Genomic DNA, 15,742 nt, shown 5'->3' on the forward strand with positions numbered 1-15,742 from the left:
AAGATGCCATGGATGAAGTTGTCGCAAAACATGGACTATTTGACTTTTCGAAAATACCAAATATGTATTTTCGCTTTTCCCCCTTCCACAAAGTCCGACAAAGCGGTCAGATCGGAAAAACGACTGACTTGTGCGGCATCGCCGGTCCGCTGCGCCTTCATCTCCTCATATTCCGCATAATCGATATTTTCCCACAGCTCGACGAACAGGTTCGGCTGATCGGCGCCTTCGTAGACGGACACCCTTTTTTCGGACGCGGTCAAACGTTCCGCCCAGCTCAAAAACCGTTGCCGTTCCTCAGTTTTCACTTTGTATTCGACAAAAACTTTATTCACTTTTTGCGCTCCTTCGCTTTATTTTCCCCACGAACATGATAAACTATGGATATAAATGTGCATAATGTATTAAGGAACTTCACTGGAAAAGCTCATGCTTTAGGAGGAACTTCATGGACAGCGGAACTCACCTGGTGATCGGCCTCGGCCTCGCGGGTCTGGCTTACGTCGATCCGGTTATCGCAGCGGATCATACTTTTACCACCGCGGTACTGATCGGCACCGTGCTCGGTTCGCAGGCACCGGACGCGGATACTCTGCTTCGTTTTAAAGGCAATGCCGCCTACATCAAAAACCACCGCGGAGCCTCGCACTCGCTGCCGGCGCTCGCGATTTGGACGATCCTTATCACGCTTCTGTTATCCGCTCTTTTCGGGCCTTTGCCGATCGGCCACGTCGCGCTGTGGGTGTTCATCGCCGTCGCCTTCCACGTGTTTACCGACTTGTTCAACACCTACGGGACACAGGCGCTAAGGCCGATCACGGAAAAATGGATATCATGGAATATTATACACATTTTTGACCCGTTCATTTTCATGTCCCACGTCATCGCTATTTTTATGTGGTCTTTTCACCTGGGCGAACCGCAGACGATTTTCCCGATCCTGTACGGGGTGATCGCCATTTATTATATTTGGCGGACCGTGTACCATTACATTTTGGAAAAAAACCTGCCGATCAAGGATACGACCTACGAGCCCGGAGATAAATACATGCTGACGCCGACGTTCCATTTTCACCATTGGCAAATTGTGAAAACGAAGCCCGACGGCTCCTTCCAGCTCGGCGAATACCGCAATAACCGGATCCGCTGGGTCGATCGCGTATCCTGCGCGAACCATCCTGCCGTCGAAGCGTCGCGGACGCATCCGGACATCGCTTCGTTTTTGTATTACTCGAAGTATTCTTGCGCCGAATACCGCGAGCATTCCTGGGGCTACGAGGTGCGCTGGGCCGATGTCCGCTACCGCCACCGCAAGCAGTATCCGTTCGTTGCCGTGCTGCTGATGAATCACGATTACAAGCCGCTCGATTCGTATGTAGGTTGGCGCAACGAAAGCCGGCTGGAGAAAAAACTGCGGGTCGATTCGTACTCTTGAGCGGAGAAGTGTGGTGAAAATGGTCGCTGCGGGTCTCGGATCGTGCTTCCGATCGCTCCCTGGCCCCACAAAGTGAAGAATAATCTTCGTAGCTTATTCCGAATACTTTGCGGGGACCCCAGGATAATAAATCTGTCGCCATTTGGCGGTAGAAATCCGAGAACAAAGGCGAAAGCTTTCGCTTCTCCAGCACGATTCCGTCCCTTCCGCTTTTTTCACCACACTTCGTAAATTATTATAAAATAAGGCGCGCCTGACGTTGCCAAACGCCGGCGCGCCTCTTTTGCGGGCCTAAACCGCAGAAAAGACTCAAGGGAGCAGCTCCCTTGAGTCTTGATTGATGCGGCGATCCGCATCCGTCTTAAAAATGATTAACGACCGCTTTGTCCTGCCAAAGTTTGCTCAGCGATTTGCACCAGACGGCGAGTGATATGACCACCGATCGCACCTGTGTCGCGAGTAGCCATAAAACCATAGTATCCGTCTTGAGGAATTTGAATGCCCAGTTCCTGAGCTACTTCAAATTTCAGTTGGTCCAATGCTTGGTTAGCTTGAGGTACTACCAGTTGGTTGCTGCTGCGGGATTGTCCTGCACCCATGTTTCAGCACTCCTTTCAGGTATCAATCTGTGATGTATTTGCAAGCTTGCAAACTTATTATGTTTCACACGAGAATTGTTATGCGCGCTTTGAAAAAAATTTTTTCAAAACGAGCAACTCCTATTCGAAAGGGCGTCCGTCATGAGTAAAGGTCTAGCATTATTTTTCGCTGTCGTCGGTGCGGCTTTGCTTGCCGGCATCGGCTTCGCCATCAGCCTGCATTCCATTTGGCTTGTTCTGCTGTTCTCCATCGTCTCCATCTTGTTCATAGGAGCCGGCTTCATCACCAAAGCAAAGCTTCGAAAAAGGCAGGACTAGAACACGAGAAAGCCCATTTTTTCCTTCACCTGACGAAGGACAGGCTGTGCGGCCGCGGCTGCTCGCTCGGCGCCTTGGCGCAGGAAGCTGTGCAGCTCGCCGGAGCCGCGGATGTCCCGGTAACGCTGCTGAATCGGCTCCAGGACGGCAACGACGCGTTCCGCCAAATCTTTTTTGAACGGCCCGTAGCCTTGCCCTTCATACATCGCTTCCACTTCCTGCACGGTCATATCCGCACACTGGGCGTATATGCTGATCAGGTTGCTGACCTCGGGTTTACCCTGCGGATCGAACTTCACTTCACGCCCCGAATCGGTAACGGCCCGGCTTATTTTTTTGCGGATGACATCCGGCTCGTCGAGCATCGCGATGTAGCTGCCCGCATTCGGGTTGCTCTTGCTCATCTTTTTGGATGCGTCGTCGAGCGACATGATCCGGGCCCCGACCTGTGGAATATACGGCTCCGGAATCGTGAACGTTTGCCCGTAACGGGTATTGAAGCGATGCGCCAGATCGCGCGTAAGCTCCAGATGCTGCTTCTGGTCGTCTCCCACCGGAACGAGATCCGCGTTGTACAGCAAAATATCCGCCGCCATCAGCGACGGGTAAGTGAACAGCCCCGCGCCGACCGATTCTTTGCCGGACGATTTATCCTTGAACTGCGTCATGCGCTCCAGCTCACCCATATACGTCAACGTCGTCAGCAGCCAGCCGAGCTCGGCATGAGCGGTCACGTGCGATTGCATGAACACGTTCGACTTTGCAGGGTCGATGCCCGACGCGATGAACAACGCCGCCACCGCCTCCGATTGCTCCTTCAGCGCCGCCGGCTCCTGCGGTACGGTCACCGCATGCAGGTCCACCACCATAAAGAAACATTCATGCGTATGCTGCAGCTTGCCGAAATTGCGCAAAGCTCCGATGTAATTGCCCAGCGTCAGCTGTCCGCTCGGCTGAATCCCCGATAATACCCTTTTCATGACCATCCATCCCTTCAGTTTTTTTAACAATAAAAAAAGGCCTCTCCCCGCAAGGGACGAGAGACCGTGGTGCCACCCTAATTCGCTCCGCGCCGCACGGATTCATCCTGCATGCGAAGCCTTATCGCTCTTGTAACGGAGAGCCTCCGAGCCGGCCTACTTCAGCTTCAGCCGGAACGCTCCAGGACCCATTCACCCGGGGAAGCGCACACCGGCTCACAGCACCGCCGGCTCTCTGAGGAGGCCTCTCCCGTCTACTTTTTCCTATCATCGCGAATTGCAATGTTCAGTTAATATTGACATGATAAACAAACCGTTCAGGCTTGTCAAATGCGGCTTCGAAAAAATAGCATGTTAAAAAATACCGACTGTATTCTCACGATTCGGCAAAAATGAACGGATCCGCCTTCCTCTGCCGCCATGCGGAATAATCAGCTGCTTGTCCGCCAGCCTCTTAAGCCAATGATGCGCCGTATTCCGGCTTACCCGGAAATGATTCATCACATCGGTCGACTTGATGGGTCGCGACATCGTCAATGCCAGCCGCAATAGCTCCTTCTCCACAAGTTCCACCTTCTCGGCGGCCGGCTGGCCCCCGTACGTAAAGTATTTGCCGAGAAGCAGCTGCAAATACTGGCTGCACCGGAAAGGCTGCTCCTTCACGTCGTCCACCGAAAAACGCAGCACCCGCCAATCCGTCGCGACCAAAAAATTTTGCCGGTTCAGCTGCTCGCCAAACTGCTTGCGGTCTATATTTTTCGCGTGCGGGCCGAAGCCGTCAATCTCAATCGCTATCCGCGGAAACGGCTGGGCCGGGATATAGGCAAAATCCAAAAAGTATGCGCCGAATCTGAAATCCATCACTTCGTATTCCGGATGAAGATCGTCGTTCAAATGACCGAAAGAAGGCCACCAGACGTGCTGCAAAAACAGTTTTTCCGCGTACCCGTGCCCTTCCTTCAGCCGACGCAGCCGCTCTCCGCTTCGTTTTAAGATGTGTCGTTTCATCCACTGTTCATGAGCTTCTTCAAACATAGTCATCCTCCCGACAAAAAACGCCACCGACATGCGTTGTTCGCATGGTACGGTGGCGTGTGCTTCACGATATCCACATTTTACCTTATAAAGCACTTCATGTGCAATGACTGCCGCTCCGAAACTTCAATACGACTGATGATAGACGCAAAAAGTTGTATTATCGCTTGTCCGGGACGGCAATTCGTTGAGTATAAGCGCAGTTGCTTGTATTATCACAGCCCCTAACAACCCGAAATGGGGGGACCCTCTGCATATTAAACAAGTTTTTGCGCTTATGACGCCAAAACCGGCTCCCACAGCCGCTATAAGCGCAACTTTTGGGACTATCGTCGGAGGGCGGCCGGGTTCCAGCCAATGAGGGTTGGGCTTGAGTGACCGCCGTTCAGCCCGAAACGCGCGCCCTGGATTCGCGAGCGTTGGAAAACTGCGCCCGCCGGCTGGCGTCTGCCTTTATCTGCGCCTGATGCGCGCAAACCTGTCCTATATACTCCCGCTGCGGCATAGGCTATAATTAAAGAAAGTAAACGGCGGCCCCCGGCGCCCCGAAAAATGCTTTCTTCGCGGGAAAGGAGAATGCCTGTTGCAAACGACACTCACGCGCTGGGCTACGAACATTCTTGCCCTGCTCTGCCTTGTAATGCTTTATTTGATTTTTACGCAAAAGCATCCGCCCGATCTCTCTTTCCTGACCAGTCCGGGCATGCAGACGTTTAAGACGCTGTTCATCAGCATCATCCTCGAAGCGCTTCCCTTCGTGCTGCTGGGGGTGCTGGTATCGGCTGTGCTGCAAATGTTCGTCTCCGAGCAGACGATCAAGCGGCTCATCCCGAAAAACCCGGTGCTCGGCGTGCTGTTCGCCTGCGTCATGGGCCTTATCTTCCCGCTGTGCGAATGCGGGATGATCCCGGTCATCCGCCGCCTGATGAGAAAAGGAATGCCGCTGTATGTCGCCGTTGTCTTTATTCTGGTCGGGCCGATCATCAACCCGGTCGTCTACGCCTCGACGTTCATGGCGTTTCGCAGCCGCCCGGAAATCGCGTATTCGCGGATGGGGCTTGCTTTTGTCGTAGCGGTTGTCATCGGGCTCATCGTGTACAAGTTCGTCAAATCGAACCCGCTTCGCGGCGCTGCCGAATCGCATGAACACGATCACCACAGTCACAGCCATCATGACCATGGCGCTCATCGTCATTCGATGCGGATCGGCTCCCGCCAAAGCCATCATGCCCACAGCCACGTTCATACGCACCATCATAGCGCGGCAGGCCACACACATACGCATGAACACCAACACGGTCGCGGAAACCGTTTTTTCGGCGTACTCGGACACGCTTCGGATGAGTTTTTCGATATGGGCAAATATTTGATTTTCGGCGCATGCATTACGGCGCTCATCCAAACGCTGGTCGCGCGGGAAAGCCTCGTCTCCATCGGGCAAGGGCCGATCGCATCTCACCTGTTCATGATGGGGCTCGCCTACGTGCTGTCGCTTTGTTCCACCTCCGACGCCTTTGTCGCCTCATCGTTCACGACGACGTTTTCGGCCGGATCGCTGCTCACCTTCCTTGTATTCGGGCCGATGCTCGACATCAAGGGCACCCTCATGCTGCTGTCTGCATTCCGCACGAAATTCGTGCTTGGGCTGATCGCGCTCGTCTCAGTGGTCGTGCTGGCCGGATCTCTGCTGTTCGAACGTATCTTTTTCCTATAGAAGGAGTGAATTCACATAATGAGCGCTCGAATGCTGAGCCTGCACCACATGCTAAAAGCCGTCATCCTGTTCGGCTTTGCTTTATACATAGCGCAGCTTGTCAAATCGGACAACATTTTATATTATATCGCCCCCCGCATGGTCGATTACGTCAAATGGTCGGCCTTGGCGCTTTATGTGATAGCCGCTTATCAGGCATATCTCGGCATCCGCTCTTTCCGGGGCAAATCCGCCGCCGAATGCGATTGCGATCACGATCATACCCCTTCCCGTTCGATCGTGAAAAATGTGTTGATTTACGGAACATTCATCGCCCCTCTCCTGCTCGGCTTCGTGCTCCCCGACGCTTCGATGGGAAGCAGCCTTGCCGCAAAAAAAGGGATGAATTTGAGCAGCTCCAGCACCGTCAAAAGCAGCGGTTCCGCTCCCCGCACAGAAGCGGAGGCAGCCCCTCCCGCATCCTCAGGCCAAGCCGGCGGAACAAGCGCATCCGCATGGTCCGACGAGAAGCTGAATGAGCTGTTCCCGTACGACAAATTTACGGAGCATTACGCCAAATACGCAAGGGAATTATACAAAAAGGACGTCATCGCCGTTCCTGAAAATATGTATATTGAAACGCTAACCACGATGGACCTGTACATGGACCAATTTATCGGCAAAAAGCTCGAGCTGACCGGCTTCGTTTACCGCCAGGAGCCGATGACCGACAAGCAGTTCGTCGTCGGGCGCTTCGCCATTCAGTGCTGCTCCGCGGACGCCGCCCCGTTCGGGGTGCTCACCGATTATGCCAACGCCAAATCGTTTGCGGACGATACATGGGTGAAGGCGACCGGAACGCTGCAGAAGACGCATTTTAACGACATGGACATCATGCTGCTCAAAATCGAAAAAATCGAGAAAATCGAAGCCCCGAAAACGCAGTACACGTACCCGAATCCCGATTTCGGGGCGTAACGGTTCCCCGCCAAAAAGCCGGATGTCAGCCCATCCGGCTTTTCTTTTTGCTCCATTTCCTTTTGCACAAAGAAACTCCCCATACGAACAAGGGCATCAGCAGGCCCATGAACACAGCGTAAGGAATAAACACGTTGGTATCCCATTCCGCCATATAAACGACGTCGGGATATACGACCAAGGAAAATACGACCCATACCATCCCAAAAGGCCAAACCAGCGGACGGTAGTCTTTGATCCCGATCATTTGCGCAAGTCCCGCAATACATGCATAGAGATAAAACGACGTTTTGTAAAAAATACCCATAAACCAAATGCCGGCCATCACCGATTCGACCCGTTCGACGAAGTTGCCTACGTTGATTTTCCGGGCGAGCTCATAGCCGGGATATACGAGTCTTTCCGTCAGATCGGTTCCCAGAACCAAGATCGTCAGCAAGGTGATCGCTACGATAAACAGTCCTCCGATCCCCGTTGCGATCAGAAACGCTTTTCGTGCCTTGTCCGGATTGCTTACCCGAGATGGGAAAATCATGAATAAGACGATAAAAGGAAGGGAGGCCGTGCCTGCAACCGATATCGCCGCTTCGCCAATCGGTTTGAGGCCGGATTCCAAAACCGGCTCCATGTTTTCCATTCGGATCTCAGGGAAAACGAACGCGGCAAGCAAGGAAAATAAAGCGACGAACCAGGGAAAGAAAATTTCCGCCGAACGAGCCATCGTTTCGAGTCCCAGGCGAAGCCCCAGAAGAACGATCGATGCGAATAAAATGTTGATGAATTCAATCGGCGTTTCCTGCATGACCTGCGTCACCATAAAGTTTCCCATATAAAAGAGCAGTGTGGACGCCCCGACAAACCCAAAGAAAACAAACGGCAGAGATACGATTTTTCCGGCCCATTTTCCAAAAAGCTTCTCGTTGTATTCGACCAGCGTCTTATCGGGAAACAGCATCCCTATCTTGTTGTACAGCAGGACGAGCAGCATGCCGAGCCCCACGCCGGCAATTGACGCGATCCAGGCGTCCTGCTTCGCGTCGGCGGCCAAAGTCGAAGGAATAACCAGAATCGTCGTTCCGATCGTATAAAACATAACCAATATGGTAAACTGCCGGACCGATATTTTGCTGATCTCATTCATGTCGCCTCACCTTTTCCGAATCTTTGCCACAGCCAACATCAGCAGCGGAAGGATCAATCCGTAAGTCAAAGAATATGGAGTCCACACCTCTATCAGAAACCTTTTGAAGTACATTATGTCAGGCATCATATAGATGGAGCTGACCAGCATGATCATGCCCAAAGGAAGGAGCAGCATGCGGTATTCCCGGAGTTTGAACGTCTGGGCGAGGCCCAAGGCGGATGCATAAAAGCAAACGGTCAATTTGAAAAAAAGCGAAAGAAACCATATTCCCGCCATAACGGCTTCGAGCCGCTCCAGGAAATGGCCGATGCTGATTTTTTTGGCGAGCACATAACTCGGATACGTGCTCCGCTCCGAAAAATCGGTCCCGAGCACAAGAATGCTGAGGGAAGTCGTAATAATTAAAACGATCCCCCCTACGGTCGTACCGGTATAAAACGCCTTGCCGATTCTCCCCGGTTTATTCACATAAGGAAAGATCATTAAAAAAACGACAAGCTCAAGGAAAGGCAGGCCCAGAAAATGGAACGCCCCGCGCAACACCGGCTTCATTCCTTCGCCCAGAATCGGCATAATCTTGTCCGGTTCGAGCTTGGGAAGAAGAAAAAAGGACAACAGCGCAAACAGCACGATGACCCATGGAAAAAAGATTTCCGCAGCGCGGGTAAACGTCTCGAGTCCGAGCCGCGCCCCCATAACGACAATACTCAAATACAGCAAATGAATAGCTTGGATCGGCGTTTCCGGCATGACCTGGGTTGTCACGAAATCGCTGATTTCACGAAGCAGCAGGACGGCAAGGATGAAAAAATAAGTAATGAACAGCAGCGAAACGATTTTACCCGGCCATTTGCCGAGTAAAATCTCGCTGTATTCGAGCAGCGTTTTATCCGGAAAGCGGCTCCCCAGCAAGTTGTAAAGCCATATAAACAAGTAGGAAATACACATTCCCAAAATAGCCGCAATCCAGGCATCCTCCCCCGCCTCTTGAGCGAGGCCGGACGGAGCGACCAGGACGGAGCTGCCTATTGTAAAAATGCTGACCAGGATCGTGTATTGACGTATATTGATTTTTCCGTTTTCCAGCTCCATAGCCACCAGCGACCTTTACTTTAAAATGGAAAATATGGCGTCGTTCATCGGCTTGAAAATATAAGCGATCCAATCGAGCGGATTCGGAATGCGGACCCTCATGACCTGAGCGATGCTCAGACCCGTTCCCAAAAGCAGCAATGCGAAAAAAACCCACAGCTCCTTCTTCATGTTTTTCCTGCGCATCGCGGGAACTTCCATGAACGCGATCAGCGCGGATACCGCCAGGATTCCGGTTATCGGCCACATGCGGATCTACTCCTCCAATCTGTTTGTAAACGAGTCGGTCACGGTACCTACGCGCCGAATTTCCACTTTCACTTTCACATGGACGGGAAGTTCGGCAAATTGCCGCGACCAGTCTTCTTTGATTCGGCTCCATTCCTTCGGGCTGGAACGATGGATCGCTTCTCCAAAACCGAATATATCGGTTTTAAACTTTTGCTGTACTTTGGTAATGGTTCGTCTGAGCATCTCTTCGATTTCTTTCTCCGACCTCGTCTCGAGCTCCTCAATCGTTTCCGGCTTGGTCAGATCGACATGACATTCGACATCCGCGATATTACCCTCGAGCTCAAGATTGATCGTTGCTTCCGGCTTCCCTTGTTTGACCGCGCCCTTTATATCCGCTTTCGTGCGGATGACCTCCACGGTTAATAGGCCGCCGTCGGGACAGGAGAGATGACCCACCGTGCCTCTCACATCGCCCCGGATGTAGTTATAGACCTTGCTTTCTTCTTCATTTAACCATCCGGCCAACTTATCTTTATTAAATATACGGCCAAGTTCGAAAACTGTAATACGGAGTACGGTTTAATCCGCTCCATATTTTGCTGGGAACGGGCGGCTCCATTTCTCTGCCCGACGATTTCGATTCCGGTCAGAACGGGCTGCCTTCCGACTCTCAGCATATCCGATATTAGCTCATCCAGGGTGACTTTGCCGGAATAAGCCCATATTTTGCTGGAAGTATCCAGTGCTTTGTACATTTTGTTGGCCGGTATCGTTTCCATCGGAGCCGTATAGATTTCGAGGATTCGCTCGGCAGGGGCCCCTTTAGCCACGGCGATGTAAAAATCCGAACGGAATTCATGGTCCCGGGACAACAGATCCAAAGCTTTGGCAACTCCTTCCTTGGCTACCTGTTCGCTGAGGATCAGCATCCGCAGATGGGAAAAATACAACCTTCGGGGTGCATTTGTCGTCATTTTCCGTATCGCCTCAAACATGGTTGCGTCGGAAGCCACATGGGTAACTACCGGTGCGCCTTTGCCTCCGCCCGTTTTTTTCCCCGAAACCTCGCTCGGGTTTACAAGCTGTACGGAAACCGAATATTGCCCGTCCTTTTTGTCGATTCCCAGCGCGACCACGATGGCGATATCGTTAAGCTCCATCCGGCTCCAGCAGCCGGTTGCCGTGAGCAGCAGCAATATGAGCATGATCGAGAGTCCGAGATTTCGCAGCATATGCGGCAACTCCTTTCCGCTGCTTCCTTTATTTCGGTTTAGGGGTCGGTTCGTTTTGCTCCCGGATTATATTTTGCTGGCTGATTAAGCGCGGACGCGAGAACAGGGCCCATTGCGGCAGGCGAAAAATGGTGTCCTTCTGATCGTCGGGAATGAGCGGCGCAAACGGCGCCAGGTAAGGAATGCCGAAGGAGCGCAAGCTGCATAAATGCAAAACGATCGCAACCAGTCCTATCGTGATGCCGAACAAGCCGAAGGAAGCGGCCAGTCCCATCAATCCGAAGCGGATGATGCGGATCGAGATCCCCATGTTAAAGGCGGGAAACACAAAGTTCGAGATCGCCGTGATCGCCACGACGATCACCATTGCGGCCGAAACGAGCCCGGCCTCTACCGCCGCTTGTCCGATAACGAGCGTGCCTACAATCGAGACGGACTGCCCGATCGCCCTCGGCATGCGCACGCCGGCTTCCCGCAATATTTCAAAGGTCAGCTCCATCAGAAGCGCCTCTATAAAAGCGGGAAACGGGATCCCCTCCCGTTGGGCGGCAAGACCGATGAGCAGCGGCGGAGGCAGCAGCTCCTGATGGAATGTCGTGATCGCAATATATAAAGACGGGGCAAGCAATGCGATGAAAAATGATATATAACGCAATATGCGCAGAAGCGTTGCGAAATCCCAACGCTGATAATAATCCTCGCTCGCCTGGAAAAACTGCGCGAACAGCGCCGGCACGAGCAGCACGAAGGGCGTACCGTCCACGAGAATGGCTATACGGCCTTCGAGCAGTGCGGCAGCTACCGCATCGGGCCTCTCCGTATTGAAGATGGTTGGGAACGGGGAAAGCGTCTCGTCCTGAATCAGCTCCTCGATATAACCGCTTTCCAATATACCGTCGATATCGATTCGGCTCAGCCTTCTTCTGACTTCCTGCAATACCGCTTCGTTGACGATGCCCTTTATGTACATGACGGATACATCGGTTCGCGTCACGCGGCCGATCGGCTTCGTTTCCAGCCACAGGTTCGGATCTTTGATTCTCCGTCTGATGAGCGCCGTATTGGTGCGCAGCGATTCGGAAAATCCTTCCCTCGGTCCGCGGACGACCGTCTGCGCCGAGGGCTCCGTCACTCCGCGGTCCCTCCACTTTCTCAGGCTGGCAATGATGCCTTGGGCATATCCGTCCAACAATATGACGGTATCCCCGGATAAAACGGCGGTGTATAAGGCGTCGAAATCCGATACTTCGCTGACGTCTCCGACAGCCAGCACAAAGTCTTTTAAAAGACGAAGAGGATGATCCCGGGAAGCGACCTCCTGATCCAAGTCGGCTTCTCTGACCTTCAGCATCAGTGCTTCGAAAATATCCTGGGTGTCGGCGAGCCCGTCCGTGTAGATCACACCCGCCCGGATATCCCCGCTTCTTCCGACGGGTATCGATTTGATGACGATATCGTCGCTGCCCCCGAAAGCTTCGGAGATTTTTTGAAGATTGTCCTGAAGGCTAATCTTTAGCGGCTCTTTTCGGACTGCGGCTGCCTGGTCTTGCTGAAAGTTTCTTTTCTTGGCGGGAGTCCGCTTGAAAATTTGTTTTATCGTTTTCGCAAAGCTACCCATGCACATCCCTCTCTTCGTTCACCGTATAAGTTGTGCAAAATTTGGCATGGGTATGCAGGGAGAAAGCCCCTTAAACAAGATGACCGAGTGTCACAATGGGGAATGAAAATGGGCGCCATCGTCTATTTTCCCATCAAGTCCCCAGCAGGGGGACCCAGTTTCCGCAACCGGCTTTGCTTCGCAAAGCTCTTAGAGCGCTCAGGCGCAATGTCGCCAGGCCAACGCGTTCGCATGGATCCGCGGGGGCCGAATGACAGACCGGGCTGTTTGAAAAACCAGCTTATTCGGCTTATAAACATAGCGCAAACATAGCGGAACCTACGTTCGCTATCTGCGGAAAAATGGGTGCATCGAAAAAATAAAGGAACTGACATGCGCTAAATCGATGGAAAATGGCGTTTGTACCCGGCGAACGGGCAAATAGGGCATCTGAGTTCCGCTAATTTTCAAAAATATATCCGAAATGGAGATGATTTAGCGAATCATAGTTCCGCTATGGCTGGATCGAGGCGGTAATCGCTTCTGGTTCGCATTTGCCGGGCATGGATTTTTGTGCTGCTTGCCAAAATCCTATGCCCGACCGCTACACGTTTTGCGCGATGCCGAAAGAGTGTCAGCCTGCCTCGTGTTCGCGCCTGTTGCATGGTTTTTGCTGGGCAAACCTACGCCGCTGTGCTTCCTTCCTCCTCTCAGCCTGCCTCTTCGACCTTCTTGTCTCCTTGGCTCGCCCGAGAGCGCTTTTTCCCGCTCTCGGGCGACGGCGGAGCGTGTCCTTTTGGCTGAGAGCCGATTTTTCCTCCTCTCAGCCCTCCTCTTCGACCTTCTTGTCTCCTTGGCCCGCCCGAGAGCGCTTTTTCCCGCTATCGGGTGACGGCGGAGCGTGTCCTTTTGGCTGAGAGCCGATTTTTCCTCCTCTCAGCCCTCATTACAATCTCGTGTTCGCATCCCAAAGCTTAGTGCACCGGCGAGCAGTTCATAACCCACCCGGGGCCAAAAAGCTCGCGCTCTATTCTTGATCCGGCGGCTTGACGATCATGACGCCTTCGGCGTGCTTGCGCTGCATCAGATGCTGCTTTTTGCGGTTTTCCTTGGATTCGAAAACGATGTTCATGTCGTAGTCGTCGCCGGGATAAAGCTGCTTTCGCTCGATGTAAAGCGACAGCCGCTTGATGTTGATTTTGACCTTTTCTTTCTGGATTTGAACGAGCACATTGCCCCGCGCATCCGGACGCTCGCAGACGATGCCCGTGCGCCTCAGCGAGTGAATCCATACGCAGTCTCCCACTTCGAGCTTCGGCTGGGGACGCGCACTCGAATGCTGCGCCGCTCCAGCCTGCGGCTTTTGCGATGCGCGGGGATCGGCGGCCCCTGGCAGATGCGGGGCCGAACTTTGGGAAGCCGACAGCTGCGGTCCGTCGTCAGCGGAACTGACTCGCTGCGCCGTGCTCGCTAGCATGTTAGACGTCCAGGGTACTGCTCCGCGCTCATCCGGCTTCCCTTCAGGCGCCGGCCAAATCCCGTCAGGCGGCTGCGCACTTCCGGGATGCATACCGGGGCGCTGAGTGTCGCCGTCCCTCCGGGCTTCTCCAGGCTCAATCGCCTCCACCGGCGCTTCGCGGTTTTGCGCACGCGCAGCAATCTCCCGTGATCTCTCGATAATGCGCGGAGAGATCCCCAGCTTCTGCGCGATATAAAACGCATAGCTGCTGCCCGCTTCGCCAATGGTCAGGCGATACAGCGGACGCAGCGTCTCCGTGTCGAACTCCATCCGCGCGTTTTCAAACCCTTCTGCCTGGGCGGCGAACCGCTTGATCTCGTTAAAATGCGTCGTCGCCACGACGCTGGCCTTCAGCCGCGCCAGCTCCTCCAGCACGGCGATCGATAAGGCGACGCCTTCCCCGGGGTCCGTGCCGGTCGCCAACTCGTCGAGCAGCACAAGCGAACGGGGGCCGGCCTGCCGCAAAATGTCAATCACATTGCGGATGTGCGAGGAAAACGTGCTGAGTGACTGCTCGATGCTCTGTCCGTCCCCGATATCCGCAAGCACGCGATCGTAAACCGGGAAAGTGCCGCCTTCCTCTACAGGCACCTGAAGCCCTGACTGCACCATCAAGCTCAGCAAGCCGACCGTTTTCAGACTAACCGTCTTGCCGCCGGTATTGGGACCGGTGATGATCAGCGCACGGTACGACTCCCCCAGCGCAAAATCAAGAGGAACCCCGCTGCTGCCGAGCAAAGGATGCTTGCCGCCACGAAACCTCAGCACTCCGTTTTCGTTGACAGTCACCTCGCGTGCATCCAGCGAAAGCGCATATTTGGCTTTGGCGAACAAAAAATCGTAATAGCCGATCGTCTCCAAATTGACCTTCAGCTCATGCTCATGCCCTTCCAGCTCCGCCGTAAGCATGCTGAGCACTTTCGCCTCCTCCCGGACCTCCTCCCTCTTCAGCTCGCTTAGCTCCAGCTGCGGGCCCGCGAGATCGGCCGGCTCGACAAACACTGTTTGCCCGCTGGAGGACTCATCCAGCACCGTCCCGGCGATCATCTTCCGGTGCTCTTTTTTCACCGAAAGCACATGCCGGCCGTTTCGGCTGCTGACGACGTAATCCTGCAGATAGGGACGGTACTTCTGCATCAGCGCGTCGAGCTTCTTTTTGATCCGCTCCTCGCATACCGCCATCATCTTGCGGATTTTGGCGAGCTCCTTGCTCGCCTGATCGGTTACCCGGCCGCCCCGGATGCAGCGGTCCAGCTCGCTTCTGAGCGAAGCCAGCTCATACATCGACGAGGCGACGTCGCCGATCGTAGGTGCCGCTTCCCGCTTATGCAGCATAAACCGGCGGAGCTGGGCCATGCTCTCGAGCAGCCGGGCAAACAGCGACATCTCTTGCTCGGAATACACATAGCCGCTGCCGAGCAGATTCATCAGCGGCTCGATGCCTTCCAGCGCAGGCAGCGGTACGCTGGAGCCATGCCGCAGGATGCGCTTCGCTTCCTCCGTTTCCGCAAGCAGCTTGCGGATCAGCCGCGCGTCGTACATCGGCTCGAGCATGTCGACCCGACCTCTGCCGAGGTAGGACATGCAGTAAGAATGCAGCACTTCCTTCACTTTTTCGTACTCGAGCCTTTGTTTGCTAAGTTCGTTCATGGGGATACCTCCTGAAAAATATTTGCGCAAGCGCAGAGCGCCGTTCAAAAAAACAACCTCAACACGCTCGCAGGCAAAACAAAAAAAACGGAAGACGGCCAAAAACGCCACCTTCCGTTATGTTCATGCAATCCAAGGCCCTACGCAGCAGCATACAGCGCTTCCCCGCCCGGAAAACGCAAAAAACCGCGCTTAAGAAAGCACGGTTCGATAGGCTGCTGGCTATATGGCCGGAG

The 15,742-nt window shown here is 53.8% G+C and carries 15 protein-coding genes and 1 other annotated feature; of the genes, 4 read left to right on the forward strand and 11 right to left on the reverse strand.

The window, feature by feature from the left end; all coding sequences use genetic code 11:
- Positions 1-35: 35 nt before the first annotated feature.
- Positions 36-335 carry a hypothetical protein gene (locus tag MYS68_RS22800; RefSeq protein WP_248928061.1) on the reverse strand — a complete coding sequence of 100 codons (300 nt, stop codon included), beginning with the start codon at positions 333-335 and terminating at the stop codon, positions 36-38.
- Positions 336-448: 113 nt separating this feature from the next.
- Here MYS68_RS22800 and MYS68_RS22805 point away from each other — a divergent pair, with 113 nt between their 5' ends.
- On the forward strand, positions 449-1,435 hold the full coding sequence (locus tag MYS68_RS22805; RefSeq protein ID WP_248928062.1) for a metal-dependent hydrolase: 987 nt from the start codon (positions 449-451) through the stop codon (positions 1,433-1,435).
- A gap of 371 nt (positions 1,436-1,806) precedes the next feature.
- Here the strand turns inward: MYS68_RS22805 and MYS68_RS22810 are convergent, their stop codons facing one another.
- Positions 1,807-2,034: an alpha/beta-type small acid-soluble spore protein gene (locus MYS68_RS22810; RefSeq protein ID WP_248928063.1), complete on the reverse strand. Its 228-nt coding sequence runs from the start codon at positions 2,032-2,034 to the stop codon at positions 1,807-1,809.
- A 141-nt stretch (positions 2,035-2,175) separates the two neighbouring features.
- Between MYS68_RS22810 and MYS68_RS22815 the strand changes: the two genes are divergently transcribed.
- Entirely contained in the window at positions 2,176-2,352 is a 177-nt protein-coding gene (locus tag MYS68_RS22815) for a DUF5325 family protein (RefSeq protein WP_248928064.1), read from the forward strand.
- Here the strand turns inward: MYS68_RS22815 and trpS are convergent.
- Positions 2,349-3,332: a tryptophan--tRNA ligase gene (trpS, locus tag MYS68_RS22820; RefSeq protein WP_248928065.1), complete on the reverse strand. Its 984-nt coding sequence runs from the start codon at positions 3,330-3,332 to the stop codon at positions 2,349-2,351. The two genes, MYS68_RS22815 and trpS, sit on opposite strands and share 4 nt — an antisense overlap.
- A gap of 49 nt (positions 3,333-3,381) precedes the next feature.
- Positions 3,382-3,612 (reverse strand) — a binding site (T-box leader).
- A 74-nt stretch (positions 3,613-3,686) separates the two neighbouring features.
- On the reverse strand, positions 3,687-4,367 hold the full coding sequence (locus MYS68_RS22825; protein ID WP_248928066.1) for an endonuclease domain-containing protein: 681 nt from the start codon (positions 4,365-4,367) through the stop codon (positions 3,687-3,689).
- Positions 4,368-4,950: 583 nt separating this feature from the next.
- Between MYS68_RS22825 and MYS68_RS22830 the strand changes: the two genes are divergently transcribed.
- Together MYS68_RS22830 and MYS68_RS22835 are read left to right on the forward strand one after the other, a co-directional pair.
- Positions 4,951-6,081: a permease gene (locus tag MYS68_RS22830; protein WP_248928067.1), complete on the forward strand. Its 1,131-nt coding sequence runs from the start codon at positions 4,951-4,953 to the stop codon at positions 6,079-6,081.
- Between the two features lie 18 nt (positions 6,082-6,099).
- On the forward strand, positions 6,100-7,038 hold the full coding sequence (locus tag MYS68_RS22835) for a TIGR03943 family putative permease subunit (RefSeq protein WP_248928068.1): 939 nt from the start codon (positions 6,100-6,102) through the stop codon (positions 7,036-7,038).
- A 25-nt stretch (positions 7,039-7,063) separates the two neighbouring features.
- Here MYS68_RS22835 and MYS68_RS22840 read toward each other — a convergent pair whose 3' ends face one another.
- The 7 genes from MYS68_RS22840 to MYS68_RS22870 all read right to left on the reverse strand — a co-directional run bounded on the left by MYS68_RS22840 (position 7,064) and on the right by MYS68_RS22870 (position 15,506).
- Complete coding sequence (locus MYS68_RS22840) at positions 7,064-8,179, reverse strand: GerAB/ArcD/ProY family transporter (protein ID WP_248928069.1); 1,116 nt, start codon at positions 8,177-8,179, stop codon at positions 7,064-7,066.
- A gap of 6 nt (positions 8,180-8,185) precedes the next feature.
- Entirely contained in the window at positions 8,186-9,274 is a 1,089-nt protein-coding gene (locus tag MYS68_RS22845; RefSeq protein WP_248928070.1) for a GerAB/ArcD/ProY family transporter, read from the reverse strand.
- A 15-nt stretch (positions 9,275-9,289) separates the two neighbouring features.
- Positions 9,290-9,523: a hypothetical protein gene (locus tag MYS68_RS22850; protein WP_248928071.1), complete on the reverse strand. Its 234-nt coding sequence runs from the start codon at positions 9,521-9,523 to the stop codon at positions 9,290-9,292.
- Positions 9,524-9,529: 6 nt separating this feature from the next.
- Positions 9,530-10,033, reverse strand: coding sequence for a Ger(x)C family spore germination C-terminal domain-containing protein (locus tag MYS68_RS22855; protein WP_248928072.1), 504 nt, complete (start codon positions 10,031-10,033; stop codon positions 9,530-9,532).
- Positions 10,018-10,740 (reverse strand): Ger(x)C family spore germination protein, encoded by a 723-nt coding sequence (locus MYS68_RS22860; RefSeq protein WP_248928073.1) that lies wholly within the window; start codon positions 10,738-10,740, stop codon positions 10,018-10,020. The genes MYS68_RS22855 and MYS68_RS22860 overlap by 16 nt, the downstream gene beginning before the upstream one ends.
- 28 nt (positions 10,741-10,768) lie before the next feature.
- Positions 10,769-12,358 (reverse strand): spore germination protein, encoded by a 1,590-nt coding sequence (locus tag MYS68_RS22865; RefSeq protein WP_248928074.1) that lies wholly within the window; start codon positions 12,356-12,358, stop codon positions 10,769-10,771.
- Positions 12,359-13,364: 1,006 nt separating this feature from the next.
- Positions 13,365-15,506 (reverse strand): endonuclease MutS2, encoded by a 2,142-nt coding sequence (locus MYS68_RS22870; protein ID WP_248928075.1) that lies wholly within the window; start codon positions 15,504-15,506, stop codon positions 13,365-13,367.
- Positions 15,507-15,742 lie beyond the last annotated feature (236 nt).

Origin of the sequence: Paenibacillus hamazuiensis (genome assembly GCF_023276405.1) — a bacterium.
GTDB lineage: Bacteria > Bacillota > Bacilli > Paenibacillales > NBRC-103111 > Paenibacillus_AF > Paenibacillus_AF hamazuiensis.

Bases quoted from the DNA above. Each gene is read 5' to 3' on its own strand.
- MYS68_RS22805 (WP_248928062.1), top strand. From the start codon at position 449: ATGGACAGCGGAACTCACCTGGTGATCGGCCTCGGCCTCGCGGGTCTG.
- MYS68_RS22810 (WP_248928063.1), bottom strand. From the start codon at position 2,034: ATGGGTGCAGGACAATCCCGCAGCAGCAACCAACTGGTAGTACCTCAA.
- MYS68_RS22815 (WP_248928064.1), top strand. From the start codon at position 2,176: ATGAGTAAAGGTCTAGCATTATTTTTCGCTGTCGTCGGTGCGGCTTTG.
- trpS (WP_248928065.1), bottom strand. From the start codon at position 3,332: ATGAAAAGGGTATTATCGGGGATTCAGCCGAGCGGACAGCTGACGCTG.
- MYS68_RS22825 (WP_248928066.1), bottom strand. From the start codon at position 4,367: ATGTTTGAAGAAGCTCATGAACAGTGGATGAAACGACACATCTTAAAA.
- MYS68_RS22835 (WP_248928068.1), top strand. From the start codon at position 6,100: ATGAGCGCTCGAATGCTGAGCCTGCACCACATGCTAAAAGCCGTCATC.
- MYS68_RS22840 (WP_248928069.1), bottom strand. From the start codon at position 8,179: ATGAATGAGATCAGCAAAATATCGGTCCGGCAGTTTACCATATTGGTT.
- MYS68_RS22845 (WP_248928070.1), bottom strand. From the start codon at position 9,274: ATGGAGCTGGAAAACGGAAAAATCAATATACGTCAATACACGATCCTG.
- MYS68_RS22850 (WP_248928071.1), bottom strand. From the start codon at position 9,523: ATGTGGCCGATAACCGGAATCCTGGCGGTATCCGCGCTGATCGCGTTC.
- MYS68_RS22860 (WP_248928073.1), bottom strand. From the start codon at position 10,740: ATGCTGCGAAATCTCGGACTCTCGATCATGCTCATATTGCTGCTGCTC.
- MYS68_RS22865 (WP_248928074.1), bottom strand. From the start codon at position 12,358: ATGGGTAGCTTTGCGAAAACGATAAAACAAATTTTCAAGCGGACTCCC.
- MYS68_RS22870 (WP_248928075.1), bottom strand. From the start codon at position 15,506: ATGAACGAACTTAGCAAACAAAGGCTCGAGTACGAAAAAGTGAAGGAA.